Below are 13,449 nucleotides of genomic sequence, written 5' to 3'. Positions count from 1 at the left end.
GGAAGAGCAAGGCCGACACAGCGGAGGGCGCCATGACCGAGAACCGCAAGGGTTCAGTGATCACCTTCTACTCGTACAAGGGCGGTACCGGCCGGACGATGGCCCTCGCCAACGTGGCCTGGATCCTGGCCGCCAACGGCTACCGCGTGCTCGCTGTCGACTGGGATCTCGAAGCCCCGGGCCTGCACAGGTTCTTCCACCCGTTCCTGAAGCCCTCCTTACTGCGGGCCACTCCGGGCCTGGTCAACCTGATCGACGACTACCGCCGCGAAGCACTGCGTGACCTGCCCGACCGCGAACCGGACTGGCACCGCCGCTACGCCCGGGTGCGCCCCCACGCCATCTCCCTGGAGTGGAACTTCCCGGAGCCCGGCAGCCTGGACTTCCTGTCGGCGGGCATGCGCCACCGCGACTACCCGATCGTCGGCAACATGGACTGGGACAGCTTCTACAGCAGCTACGGCGGCGGTCAGTTCTTCGACGCGATGCGCTCGGACATGGAGCGGTACTACGACTTCACCCTGATCGACAGCCGTACCGGCCACAGCGACCTCGCCGACATCTGCACCGTGCAGATGCCCAGCACCCTGGTGGTCTGCTACACACTCAGCGACCAGAGCATCGAGGGCGCCGCCGCGGTCGCCCAGGACATCGAGGAGCGCTACGGCGACAAAGGGATCCGGATCCTGCCGGTCGCCATGCGCATCGACGACGGCGAGAAGGACAAGGTCGACGCCGGACGCGCACTGGCCCGTGAGCGCTTCGACGGCCTGCCCAGCGGCATGGACCCCGAGGAACTCACCGCCTACTGGGGTTCGGTGGAGATTCCCTACCGCCCCTACTACGCCTACGAGGAGATCCTCGCCCCCTTCGGTGACCCGCCCAAGGTCGCCAGTTCCATGCTGACCGCCTGCGAGCGGCTGACCTCCGTCGTCACCGCCGGTCGGGTGACCTCCCTGCCGCCCCTCAACGAGGTCAAGCGCAACCAGTACGTCTCGGCCTACACCCGCCGCCGCCCCCTGCCGCCGTCGAAACTGCTGCTCCAGTACGTCTCCGAGGACCGGATGTGGGTGGACTGGCTGGAGGCGGTGCTGCGCGAGGCGCGCTTCGAGGTGGCCTCCCAGGACGTGCGGTCGATGACGACCCTGGAGGTCGGCGCGGAGGCGCTGGCCGGCGGCTCGCAGCGGGTGCTCGCCGTGGTCTCCCCCGCCTTCCTCGGTTCCCGGACGGCCCAGGCCGCCTGGGAGGCCACGGTGCACTCGGGCGGTCCGCACCAGCACCAGCCGGTCGCCCTGCGGGTCGGGGACGTACAGCAGATTCCGTACGCGAACCGGGGCAGCACCATCGATCTGGCCCGGCTGGACGAGGAGACGGCGGCGACCCAGCTGCTCACCGGCCTGGGCCGGCCCAGCTCGCCGCAGCCGGCCGCCCACCCGCACGGCGCGCGCTTTCCCAACAGCAGCACGAGCGTGTCCAACGTCCAGCCCCGCTATCCGTTCTTCACCGGCCGCTCCTCGATCCTGGAACAGGTGCGCCACCAGTTCGTCACCGGCGCGTCCGGGGGGCGGCTGCCCCAGGTGCTGCACGGGCTCGGCGGGGTGGGCAAGACCCAGCTGGCACGCGAGTACGCCAACCGCTTCAAGCCCGACTACGACCTGGTGTGGTGGGTGGACGCCGAACAGCCCGACCTGGTCGCGCCCAAACTCGCCGACCTCGGCCGACGGCTCGCCCCGGGCATCGGCGACGACGTGTCCGAGGCCGCCGTGGCCGCGCTTCAGGCCCTGCGGGCCGGCCACCCGTACAAGCGCTGGCTGCTGGTCTTCGACAACGTCGAGGACCTGGACGACGTGCTGAACCGCTTCAGCGACCAGACCGGCCCGATCCCCGACGACGTCTACGGCCACCTCCTGGTCACCACCCGCACCAAGCCGGCCTCGACCCAGGTCCGGACGGTGGAGGTCGAGGTCTTCACCCGGGAGGAGAGCGTCGAGCACCTCACCGGACGGGTGCCGGGACTGCGCGAGGAGGACGCGGCCCTGGTGGCCGACGCGGTCGGCGACCTGCCCCTGGCGATCGAGGTCGCGGCGGCCTGGCTGGCCACGACGGCCACGCCCGTGGGGGAGTACATCGAGCAGCTGCGTGAGCAGAGCACCCAGGTGCTGTCGGTCCAGGCCGCCGTCAACGCCGTGGAGTACCCGTCCTCCGTGGGCGCCACCTGGAACATCTCCGTCACCCGGCTGCGTCACGAGTCACCCGCGGCGGCCCGGCTGCTCGAACTGTGCAGCTTCCTGTCCGCCGAGCCGATCTCGATGGCCCTCGTCGGCAGCGACGCGATGATCAGGGCGCTGCTGCCCTACGACAAGGACCTGCGCGCGAGGTACATGCTCGGCAAGGTCACCCAGGCGCTGAACAGGTTCGCGCTGGCCAAGGTGGACGCCTCCGACAACTCCATCCAGGTGCACCGGCTGGTGCAGGCCGCGGTGCGCGACAGCATGGACCCGCAGGTGGCCGAGGACACCGTCCACGAGGTGCACCGCATCCTCGCCGCCATACGGCCCTCCGAGGACGCGGTGGACGACCCCGCCAAGTGGCCCGAGTTCGAGGTGATCTGGCCGCACCTCGTCCCCTCCAACATCCGCGAGTGCGCGGAGGAGGAGCCCCGGCAGCTGATGGTGGACCGCATGCGCTACCTGTGGAAGCGCGGCGAACTGCACCTCGCCCGCACCCTGGGTTCCCAGCTCGACGAGTTCTGGAGCACCGAGTTCCCGGACTCCAACGACGAGCAGATACTCAACCTCCGATTCGAGCTGGCCAACATCCTGCGCTCCCAGGGTGAGTACCAGGCCGCCCGGGAGATGGACGAGGACACCCTGGCCCGGCAGCGCAGGCTCCTCGACGAGGGCCACCCGTCCCTGCTCATCACTTCCGGCAACGTGGCCGCCGACCTGCGGGCGCTCGGCCGCTTCAACGAGGCACTGGAGCTGGACCAGCGCAACTACAACGGATTCCGCGAGATCTTCGGCGAGGACCACTCCCGAACCCTCCGCTCCGCCAACAATCTGGCCATCGACCACCGCCTCACCGGGGACAGCGAGGCCGCCCGGCGGCTCGACGAGGACACCGTGCGCCGCCGCACCGCGCTGGTCGGCCCGCTGCACCCCTACACACTCACCACCCGCAGCCACTACGCCCGCGACCTGAGGGAGCTCGGCGAGTACGACGAGTCGGTGGAGATCCTGCGTCAGGTGCGCGAGCTCTTCGGCCAGGTGCTCAACCCGTACGTGCCGGAGGTGCTGCGGGTCGACAAGAGCCTCGCCGTGTCCCTGCGCAAGGCCGGCCGGTCCGCGGAGGCGCTGCAGCTGAGCGAGCAGACCTGGGAGACCCACACCCGCTACCGCGACCGGTACGGCCGCTCCATTCCCGAGGAACTGGCCTGTCAGCTCAACCTCGCCGCCGACTACCTCGCCACCGATCCCGAGCAGGGTGCTGCGCGGGCCGTACGGCAGGTCGAGGAGGTGCTGGAGGGGTATCGGAACTCCTTCGGCCCCGACCACCCGTTCACGATGTTCTGCATCAACAACCTGGCGACCTACCACCGGGCCCTCGGCGATGCGCAGAAGGCCGCGGACCTGGCCGAACAGGCCCACACCGCCCTCGCGGCGGCCCTCGGCGGCGATCACCCGGCCGCTCTGAGCGCGGGGACCAGCCTGGCCAACGCGCTGGCCGACCTCGGTCGCCTCGAAGAGGCCGAGCACTGGGAGCGGCCGGCTCTGACCGGGCTGCGCGCCCGGCTCGGGCCCACCCACCCCGATGTCCTCAGCAGCATGGCCAACCTGGCGATCACCCTCCGCGACCTGGGCCGGGACAAGGAGGCCACCCGACTCCACCAGGACGCGGAGACCGATCTGATCCAGCGGCTGGGCGAGACCCATCCGCTCAGTGAGGCAGCGACCGCATGGCAGCGGATCGATCGGGATCTGGAGCCGCAACAGGTGTGATCCGGGGTGGCGCGGGGCGGGGGCCCCGCGCTGTCATGCGCCGGTGCCGACGCCGCGGCCGTCGTGGCTGGGTGTTGATGCCGCGGCCGTCGTCACCCGTCGAGTCGGGCGGCCCAGCCGATGATGCGGGTCATCACGCGCAGTGCCCCGAAGTGGGCGGCGCCGCGTTCCACCTCGACGCGGGCCCCGGGGATGTTGCGGCCGAGCCAGCGGGTGTGTTCCACGGGGGCGAAGATGTCCTCCTCGCCGTGCCAGAGAAAGACGGGGGCGTCGATGCCCGACAGCTCGAAGCCCCAGCCGGTACTGAACGCCATGACGTCGTCCACCCAGCCGTCGGCGGAACTGCGCAGGCCCTCGGCGAAGTTGCGCTCCAGCATGGCCTGGATGCCGGCGTCCGCGAAGATCCGGCGGTCCGACTCGGGCAGCCCGCTGCGCATCTCGGCGACGGAGGCCGCCGGATCGGCGCGGATCGTCAGTGAGCGTCTTCCCAGCGTGGCGGTGAGCCGGTGCCGGCCCGCGGCCGCGTTGACGTAGGCATGGACATTGGCCTCGGTCATGCCGTCGAACCAGTCGAGGTCGGCGGCGTCCTGAGGGGCGAGCCCGACCAGGGCGCCGACCCGTGCGGTGCGCTCGGGGAGCAGTGCCGCGCAGGCGAGCGCGTGCGGGGCACCGCCTGAGCGGCCCACCACTCCGAACCGGCCGATCCCCAGCGCGTCGGCGATCAGGCGCACGTCCTCGGCCGCCGCGCTCACCGTACGGCCGAGGCTGCGGTCCGAACCGCCGTATCCAGGCCGGTCGAAGGTGATCAGCCGGATTCCCATGCGGTAGAGCACCGACGGCCGCGGGGCGGGGCCGAGCCTGCTGCCCGGGGTGCCGTGCAGCAGGAAGACCGGGCGGCCTTTCGGATCGCCCCGCTCCTCGACCGACAGCCGCCGCCCGTCCCTCGTGCATACAGTCCGCGCCATCCGCAGTCCCCCCACGGCCGGCGTTCCCGTGACTTTCGGCAACAGACCAACCGGCACCGGTCAGTATGCAGACCGGAACCCCCCGGAGTCATGACGTCGGATCACACCGCCATCAGCGGAGCGTCCTCCCGCCACTTGAGGATCTTGTCGAAGCTCACCACGGCGCCGCGGCCCGGCTTGTTGCCGATCTGGACGTGGTCGGCGAGTTCCTGGATGAGACCGAGGCCCCGGCCGCTCTCCGCCTCCACGGGGGTGGGGCGGGGCCGCACCGGCGGGAAGCCCGGGCCGGAGTCGGTGACCTCGATACGGCACTTCTCGCCGTCGAGGTAGGCGGTGACCCGGTAGGCCGCCGTGGAGTCCTGCCGCCCGCTCTCCCCGCCGTGCTCCACCGCGTTGGCACAGGCCTCGCTGAGGGCGAGGGAGAGGTCGTAGGAGACGTCCGGGTCGACGCCCGCGGTCTCCATGGTGCCGAGCAGCAGACGCCGGGCGAGGGGAACGCTCGCAGCCTCGCGCCGCAAATGGAGTGACCACCAGATGCTCATGCTCCAGCCTCCTGGCTGCGGCTCGACATACCGTTACGTATTGCCGCGCGCGCCCCGGTGTAAGCACATCGTTGACGTGATGCCGCCCATATGGGCGATGCGTTGGGCACAACGAACGGTGTATGTGGGGCAGTGCGCACCAGAAGTGACCTTCCGGTCGTACACCCCGTACGTCATCTTGTGGACCTGCCGTATGGCGCTCATAAGCCCAGTGCGATGATGAGCCCGCCATGACTGCCCCCCACGCGCGCTCCGGAGGAGATCTCCGGGTTCTGCGGGCCGCGGTGTTCGCCGCGGTCTGCGTCGTGCTGGCCGCGGCCGGTCACTCGATCGCCTCCTGCGCCACGGTTCCGCTGTGGACGCTCGGCGCGGGGTTCGTCGGGGTCGTTCTCGTCGTGGCACCTCTCGCCGGGCGCGCGCGTTCGCTGCCGGGGATCGCGACGCTGCTCGCGGTCGGACAGACCGTGCTGCATGTGCTCTTCGGGCTCGGCCAGCACGGCACGGCCACGATGACGATGTCGTCGATGCCGCCGGCGTCCGACACCGCTCTGGTCCAGCAGGCCGCGCGGCTGCTGTGCGGGACCACCGCCGCGGCGATCAGCCCGGCGCAGGCACAGAAGGTCCTCACCGAGGCGCGGCTGTACCCCGGGACGACCGGGGTGACGCACCATCCGGCCGAGGCCATGGCCGGCACCTCCGTGTGGCCGTCCCTGCCGATGATCCTCGGGCACGTCCTCGCGGCCGTCGCCGCCGGGTGGCTGCTGCGACACGGGGACCTGGCGCTGCTGCGGCTCGCCGAACTGTCCACGTGCTCGGCGCATTCGGTCGCCGAAGGAGCGCTCGTACGGTCCCTGCGCGGGGCGCTCGCGCTGGTGCGTGCCCTGCGTGCGGGGCTGCCGGGGGCGCCTGACGCCGGGCCGCGCGCCCCGCTCACGGCGTCGCTCGCGCCGCCCCGACCGCGTACGGCGGCACTCCAGCACACGGTGATCCGGCGCGGCCCGCCGGCCGCCGCCGGACTCCTTCTCGCCGCCTGACGCGACGCGACCACCACTCCACTTCGCGAACTTCCTGAAGGACCTGTTCCCGAGGAGACCTGGATGAGGGCCGCCGTCGTGCGGCCCGCGCGTGTGCGCACGCGTATCCCTCGTCACAGGTATCCCTCTCGAAGCGGAGTGCTCTTCATGAAGGCTTCTCGTCTCGCCGCCACCGGTGCCGTCGCCGCCACCGCCGTCGTCATCCTGTCCTCACCCGCGTTCGCACATGTCAGCGTGCAGGCCGAGGGCACCGCCGCCAAGGGCGGTTACGCGGTCGTGGACTTCAAGGTTCCCAACGAGCGCGACAACGCCTCGACCACCAAGCTCGAGGTCACCTTGCCGGCCGACCACCCGCTGGCCTCCGTCATGCCGGAGTCGATGCCGGGCTGGAAGATCGAGGTCACCAAGTCCAAGCTCGCCAAGCCGCTCACCCTGCACGGCGAGCAGATCACCGAGGCCGTCTCCAAGGTCACCTGGACCGCCACCGGCAAGGACGGCGGCATCCGGCCCGGCTACTTCGAGAAGTTCCCGGTCTCCGTCGGCGCCCTGCCCGAGGACGCCGACGAACTGGTCTTCAAGGCGGTCCAGACGTACTCCAACAAGGAGGTCGTGCGCTGGATCGAGGTCCAGGAGGACGGCGCGGAGGAGCCCGAGACGCCGGCTCCCGTGCTCGCCCTGTCCGCGGCCTCCGAGGGCGGACACCACGGCTCGTCGGCCGCCGAGGAGGCGGACGCCAAGACCGAGAACGCCGCCGCGAGCACCGGGTCCGAGGACGGCGACAGCAGTGACACCACCGCCCGCGTCCTCGGCGTGGTCGGCATCGTCGTCGGCGCGCTGGGCGTGGCCTACGGCGTGCTCGCCGGCCGCCGGCGCAGCGACGCCTGACCCTGTTCTCGCGGACGCGCGCCGGGGTCCGTACGGCCCCGGCGCGCACCGGAAAAAACTTACATCTGGGACATTTTGATATGCGCAAGAAGATGTTCGCCGCGGCCGCGCTGGTCGCCGCCGCCACCCTGACCCTCTCCGCCTGCGGCAGCGGTGACGACAACGGCTCGCCCGTGTCCGTGGTCTCGGAGGAGGCCGGCTCGGACAAGGCGGCCACCGTCCTCGACCAGCCCTTCGAGAAGCCGGACCTGGTCCTCACCGACACCAAGGACGGGAAGTACGACCTGCGCAAGGAGACGAAGGGCAGGCCGACGCTGATCTACTTCGGCTACACCCACTGCCCCGACATCTGCCCGCTGACGATGAACAACATCGCCGTCGCGAAGAAGCAGCTGCCCAAGTCCGAGCAGGACAAGCTGACCGTCGTCTTCGTCACCACCGACCCGGCCCGCGACACCCCCGCCGAGCTCGGCAAGTGGCTCAAGGGCATCGACACCCAGTTCGTGGGCCTGACCGGCGACTTCGCCACCATCCAGGCGAGCGCCCGCTCCGTCGGCATCTCCATCGAGCCGACCCACAAGGACAAGAAGACCGGCAAGACCGTCTCGGTGCACGGCACCCAGGTCGTCGCCTTCTCCCCGAAGACCGACCAGGGATACGTCCTCTACGGCGAGGACGCCACCGTCGACGACTACACCAAGGACCTGCCCAAGCTGATCAAGGGGCAGAACCCGTGAAACGTACCTCCACCGGGCTCGCCGTCCTGACGGGGGCGGCCCTGCTGCTGGCCGGCTGTTCGGACTCCGGCGCCTCCTCGGGAGGCCTCAGCGTCTCCGGCGCCTACATCCCGCAGCCCGTCTCCGCCGACATGGCCGCCGGGTACCTGACCATCTCCAACCCGGGCTCGTCGAAGGACGAGTTGACCTCGGTCACCAGTGACGACGGCGAGATCACGATGCACGAGACCACCGGCGGCGCGATGGAGCAGGTCTCCCGCCTGCCCGTCCCGGCCCACGGTCAACTCGTGTTCAAAAGCGGTGCCAACCATCTGATGTTCGAGAAGCTGAAGCAGACTCCGAAGCAGGGTGGGACGGTCACCGTCGAACTGCACTTCGCCAAGTCCGACCCCGTCGTCGTGAAGATGCCGGTGAAGTCGGCGACCTACGTCCCCATGACCGGACACTGAGGGAGGGACCACCTTGACGCAGACCATCGCCCCCCGCGTCCGGACCCTGGTACTGCTGCTCCTGGCCGCGTGCGGCCTGCTGCTGACCACGGCCGGGCCGGCCTCGGCGCACGCCGCGCTCACCGGCAGCGACCCCCAGCAGGGGGTGGTGGTCGACAAGGCGCCCGACCAGGTCTCGCTGACCTTCTCCGAGAAGGTCGCCCTGTCGAACGACTCACTGCGGGTCCTCGACCCCAAGGGCAAGGCCGTCCAGCAGGGCAAGCCGTCCGAGGTCAGCGGCACGACGTACGCCGTGAAACTCCACAGCGGGCTGCCCGACGGCACCTACACCGTCACCTACCAGGTCGTCTCCGCCGACAGCCATCCCGTCGCCGGTGCCTTCACCTTCTCCATCGGCGCGCCCTCCGTCACCTCCGTCTCCGTCTCCGGGGACACCGCGGGCGGCGGGGTCGTCGGCTGGCTGTACGGCTTCGGGCGGTACATGTCGTACGCCGGCTTCATCGTGCTGGTCGGCGGCGCCGCCTTCGTGCTCGGCTGCTGGCAGCGCGGCGCCGGAGTACGGCCCATGCAGCGGCTCGTCGTCGGCGGCTGGCTCACGCTCACCGCGGCCACCCTGCTGCTGCTCCTGCTGCGCGGCTCCTACACGGGCTCCGGGAAGGTCGGGGACATCTTCGACCTGGACCTGCTCGGGAACGTCCTCGAGACCAAGGCGGGCGCTGCCCTCGTCTCCCGGCTGCTGCTGCTCGCGGCGGCGGCCCTGTTCATCTCCGTGCTCTTCGGGGCCTATGACAAGCGCGAGGACGAGGAGAAGCGGGACCTCACCTTCGGGCTCGCGATCGGCGGGACCGTCGTCGCGGCCGGGCTCGCGGCGAGCTGGGCGATGGCCGAGCACGCCTCCGTCGGCCTCCAGGCGGGCATCGCGATGCCCGTCGACGTCGTCCACCTGCTGGCCGTCGCCGTCTGGCTCGGCGGGCTGACCGCGCTGCTCGTCGCGCTGTACCGCTCCGAGGCGCCGGTCGAGTCGGCCGCCGTACGGCGGTTCTCCCAGGTCGCCTTCGGCAGCGTCGTCGCACTCGTCGCGACCGGCGTGTACCAGTCGTGGCGGCAACTCGGCTCCTGGTCGGCGTTCACCGAGACCCGGTACGGGCAGCTGCTGCTGGTCAAGATCGGGCTGGTGGCGCTGCTGGTCGGCATCGCGTTCATCTCCCGGAGGTGGACGGCGCAGCTCGCGGACACGGTCGTGCAGCGGAGCAAGCGGGTGCAGCAGAAGGAGCGGGTCACTGCGAGTGCCTCCGGCTCCGGCAAGTCCAAGGGGGCCGGTTCCAAGGGCGCAGGTGACTCCAAGCGGGCCGCTCAGCTCGCCCGGCAGCAGGCGGCGATGGACACCGCGCGGCAGAAGCGGACACGGGACGCGGATCCGAACCGGTTCGGGCTGCGGCGCTCGGTGCTCGCCGAGGCGGGGGTCGCGGTCGTCCTGCTGGCGGTCACGACCGTGCTGACGCAGACCGAGCCCGGCCGTACGGAGCAGGACGCCAAGGCGGCCAAGGCGGCCTCCTCCTCGTCCTCCTCGTCCTCCTCGTCCTCGACGGCCGGGTCCGGGGCGGTGACCCTGGACATGTCCTTCGACACCGGCGGCACGGACGGCAAGGGCGTCGTGACGGTCGACTTCGACCCCGCGCGCGTGGGCGGCAACGAGATGCACGTCTACGTCCAGCGGCCCAACGGCCGCGCCTTCGACATCCCCGAGGTGAAGGTCGCCCTCACCCTGGAGGCCAAGAAGATCGGGCCGCTCGCCGTCACCCCCGACCGCATCGCCACGGGCCACTGGTCGGCGAGCAACGTGCAGATCCCCATGGCGGGCGACTGGAAGGTCGCCGTGACCGTGCGGACCTCCGACATCGACCAGACCACCGTCTCCAAGAACGCGCAGATCGGCTGAACCGCACCATGGCTGAACAGTCCCTTCCCGTCGTCGCCGAAGGCGCCGCCACGGAAGACGGGCCCGCCTCGGGGCAGGGCATCTCTCGCCGCGCCCTGCTCGGCACCGCCGGCGCCACCGGGCTCGTCCTCGGCGCGGCCGGCGGAGCCGTGGGGTACGCCGCCGCACCCGCCGGGGCGACTCCGCTGACCTCGGTCGGCAGCGACGAGGTGATGTTTCACGGGAAACATCAGCCCGGCATCACCGACGGCCTCCAGGCCCGCGGCCATCTCGTCGCCTTCGACCTCGCGGCAGGGGCCGGTCGCAAGGAGGCCGCCGCGCTGCTGCGCCGCTGGTCGGAGACGGCTCGGCGGCTGATGGCCGGGGAGGCCACCGGGTCCCACGACACGGATGTCGCCCGGGACGCCGGACCCTCCTCACTGACGCTGACCTTCGGCTTCGGGCACGGCTTCTTCTCCCGCACCGGGCTGGAGAAGCAGCGTCCCGTAGCCCTAGACCCCCTGCCCGACTTCTCCTCCGACCAGCTCGACAAGGCCCGCAGCAACGGCGATCTGTGGGTGCAGATCGGCGCCGACGACGCCCTGGTCGCCTTCCACGCCCTGCGCGCGGTCCAGAAGGACGCGGGCAGCGCGGCGAAGGTCCGCTGGCAGATGAACGGCTTCAACCGCACCCCGGGAGCCACGGCCCACCCCATGACGGCCCGCAACCTCATGGGCCAGCTGGACGGCACACGCAATCCGAAGCCGGGCGAGTCCGATTTCGCCCAGCGCGTCTTCGTCCCCGAATCCGGCACGCCCGCGTGGATGGCGAACGGCTCCTATGCGGTCGTACGACGGATTCGGATGCTGCTGGACGACTGGGAGAAGTTGTCCCTGGGGACCCAGGAGGCCGTCATCGGGCGCCGGAAGGCGAACGGCGCGGCCCTCTCCGGGGGCACCGAGACGACCGCGATGGACCTGGAGAAGACCGACGCCAAGGGCGATCTGCTCGTCCCGGTCAACGCCCACGCCCGGATCACCCGGCCCGACCAGAACGGGGGCGCGGCCATCCTGCGCCGCCCGTTCTCGTACCACGACGGCATCGACGCGGACGGCGCACCGGACGCGGGGCTGCTGTTCGTCTGCTGGCAGGCGGATCCGCTGCGCGGCTTCGTCCCCCTGCAGCGCAAACTCGACCGCGGCGACGCGCTCTCCCAGTACATCCGGCATGAGTCGAGCGGCCTGTTCGCGGTGCCGGGCGGGGCGGCGGAGGGGGAGTACGTGGGGCAGCGGTTGCTGGAGGGGTGAGAGGGGGGCGTGGGATGCAGGGGGGTGCGCTGCGTGGCCGCGGTGGCTGGGCGGACCGGGTCACGCGAACGCCCCGTGCGGCCCCTTGGTCACGCCGTTTCACCCCGCGGAGGGGCACTCCTGAGACAGGTGGGTCCCGTTCCACAAGGGCCATTAGGGTGAGGTCATGCCAGCGAGCTATGCGTATCTCGGCCCTGAGGGGACCTTCACCGAAGTCGCGCTGCGGACGCTTCCCGAGGCGGCGACCCGGGAGCTGATCCCGTACGTGTCGGTGCAGTCCGCGCTGGACGCGGTGCGCACGGGCGAGGCCGAGGCCGCGTTCGTGCCCATCGAGAACTCGGTCGAGGGCGGCATCACGACCACTCTCGACGAGCTGGTCGCGGGCGCCCCGCTGATGATCTACCGCGAAGTACTGCTGTCGATCACCTTCGCGCTGCTGGTCAGGCCGGGTACCGGGCTCGCGGACATCAAGACGGTCTCCGCGCACCCGGCCGCCCAGCCGCAGGTGCGCAACTGGCTGAAGAAGCACCTCCCGGACGCCCACTGGGAGTCGGCCGCCTCGAACGCGGACGCGGCCCGGCTGGTCCAGGAGGGCCAGTACGACGCGGCCTTCGCCGGCGAGTTCGCGGCCGCCCGGTACGGCCTTGAGGCGCTGGAGACCGGCATCCACGACGCCGAGAACGCGCAGACGCGGTTCGTGCTGGTCGGCCGCCCGGCCCGGCCCGCCGCAGCGAGCGGAGCCGACAAGACCTCCGTCGTGCTGTGGCAGCGCGACGACCACCCCGGCGGACTGCGCGACCTGCTCGGCGAGTTCGCCACCCGCGGTATCAACCTGATGCTGCTCCAGTCCCGGCCCACGGGCGCGGGCATCGGCAACTACTGCTTCTGCATCGACGCCGAGGGCCACATCACCGACCGCCGGGTGGCGGAGGCGCTGATGGGGCTGAAGCGGATCTGCCGCGAGGTGCGGTTCCTCGGTTCGTACCCGCGTGCGGACAAGGACCCGGCGGACCTGCGGGCGCCGCTGGCCGGCACCTCGGACCAGGAGTTCATGGCGGCCTCGGACTGGGTGGCCCGGTGCCAGGACGGCCGCTTCTAACGCCGGTCCTACCTGCAGATTTTAGTTATCCACAGGAGTTATCCACAGGTCCGCTTCTCGACCTGGGGACAAGTCGACAACAAAAGGCGACCCTGTCGACAAATCGGCCCTCAGGACCCATCCGTGTCCACACGCACGCACGTCACCCTTCGTCCACTGTTTTCCTTTAGGCAATCCTTTGGGGTGACCACTTTCCACTCGAAAGTAGGGGTAAGGGCGGGTTTGCACAGGGAATCCTCAGCGTGACCCCCAGGTTTCGGAGTGATCAATTCCGAAATCCACAGATCCTCCGCACACCCTGTGGATAACTTTTCGAGGGGTGTGGATTCCTGTGGACAACCGCATGCCAAGTCCCGCTCTCCACAAGGGAGTCGAGTCAACAGGACTACGCGCACATGCCTCGCCCCGGGGACCTTGAGCACCTTTCATTGACACGCTGCGCAATTCGCCCATAACGGTACGTAAGACACGATTCGGTACGGCACGGAATAGTGAGTCGTGGGCCGTATCCCCGC

At 70.5% G+C, this 13,449-nt stretch carries 10 protein-coding genes; 8 read left to right on the top strand and 2 right to left on the bottom strand.

What is annotated here, in order from left to right:
- Nucleotides 1–32 precede the first annotated feature (32 nt).
- Nucleotides 33–3,998, top strand: a complete 3,966-nt coding sequence (fxsT, locus tag H293_RS0119695) for an FxSxx-COOH system tetratricopeptide repeat protein (RefSeq protein ID WP_020119569.1) — start codon at nt 33–35, stop codon at nt 3,996–3,998.
- Between the two features lie 92 nt (nt 3,999–4,090).
- On the opposite strand, the gene H293_RS0119690 is transcribed toward fxsT, so the two are convergent.
- Both H293_RS0119690 and H293_RS0119685 read right to left on the bottom strand, forming a co-directional pair.
- Complete coding sequence (locus H293_RS0119690) at nt 4,091–4,963, bottom strand: alpha/beta fold hydrolase (RefSeq protein WP_020119568.1); 873 nt, start codon at nt 4,961–4,963, stop codon at nt 4,091–4,093.
- A gap of 101 nt (nt 4,964–5,064) precedes the next feature.
- On the bottom strand, nt 5,065–5,505 hold the full coding sequence (locus H293_RS0119685) for an ATP-binding protein (protein ID WP_020119567.1): 441 nt from the start codon (nt 5,503–5,505) through the stop codon (nt 5,065–5,067).
- A 230-nt stretch (nt 5,506–5,735) separates the two neighbouring features.
- On the opposite strand from H293_RS0119685, the gene H293_RS0119680 reads away from it, so the two are divergent.
- The 7 genes from H293_RS0119680 to pheA all read left to right on the top strand — a co-directional run bounded on the left by H293_RS0119680 (nt 5,736) and on the right by pheA (nt 12,934).
- Nucleotides 5,736–6,539 carry a hypothetical protein gene (locus H293_RS0119680; protein ID WP_028808013.1) on the top strand — a complete coding sequence of 268 codons (804 nt, stop codon included), beginning with the start codon at nt 5,736–5,738 and terminating at the stop codon, nt 6,537–6,539.
- 147 nt (nt 6,540–6,686) lie between these two features.
- The gene (locus H293_RS0119675; protein WP_020119565.1) at nt 6,687–7,424 is read left to right on the top strand and encodes a YcnI family copper-binding membrane protein; all 738 of its coding nucleotides are present in this window, start codon (nt 6,687–6,689) and stop codon (nt 7,422–7,424) included.
- Nucleotides 7,425–7,504: 80 nt separating this feature from the next.
- Nucleotides 7,505–8,161: an SCO family protein gene (locus H293_RS0119670; protein ID WP_020119564.1), complete on the top strand. Its 657-nt coding sequence runs from the start codon at nt 7,505–7,507 to the stop codon at nt 8,159–8,161.
- Complete coding sequence (locus tag H293_RS0119665) at nt 8,158–8,610, top strand: copper chaperone PCu(A)C (RefSeq protein ID WP_020119563.1); 453 nt, start codon at nt 8,158–8,160, stop codon at nt 8,608–8,610. The genes H293_RS0119670 and H293_RS0119665 overlap by 4 nt, the downstream gene beginning before the upstream one ends.
- Nucleotides 8,611–8,623: 13 nt before the next feature.
- The gene (locus H293_RS0119660) at nt 8,624–10,549 is read left to right on the top strand and encodes a copper resistance CopC/CopD family protein (RefSeq protein ID WP_020119562.1); all 1,926 of its coding nucleotides are present in this window, start codon (nt 8,624–8,626) and stop codon (nt 10,547–10,549) included.
- Nucleotides 10,550–10,557: 8 nt separating this feature from the next.
- Complete coding sequence (gene efeB, locus H293_RS0119655) at nt 10,558–11,835, top strand: iron uptake transporter deferrochelatase/peroxidase subunit (RefSeq protein ID WP_020119561.1); 1,278 nt, start codon at nt 10,558–10,560, stop codon at nt 11,833–11,835.
- Between the two features lie 166 nt (nt 11,836–12,001).
- A complete protein-coding gene (pheA, locus tag H293_RS0119650; RefSeq protein WP_020119560.1) occupies nt 12,002–12,934 on the top strand; it encodes a prephenate dehydratase in 933 nt (310 codons plus the stop codon).
- Nucleotides 12,935–13,449: the final 515 nt, after the last annotated feature.

The sequence above is a fragment of the Streptomyces canus 299MFChir4.1 genome, assembly GCF_000383615.1.
Classification (GTDB): domain Bacteria; phylum Actinomycetota; class Actinomycetes; order Streptomycetales; family Streptomycetaceae; genus Streptomyces; species Streptomyces canus_C.
The sequence above is the reverse complement of the archived record's forward strand: the minus strand, read 5'-3'. Positions and strand labels throughout refer to the sequence as shown.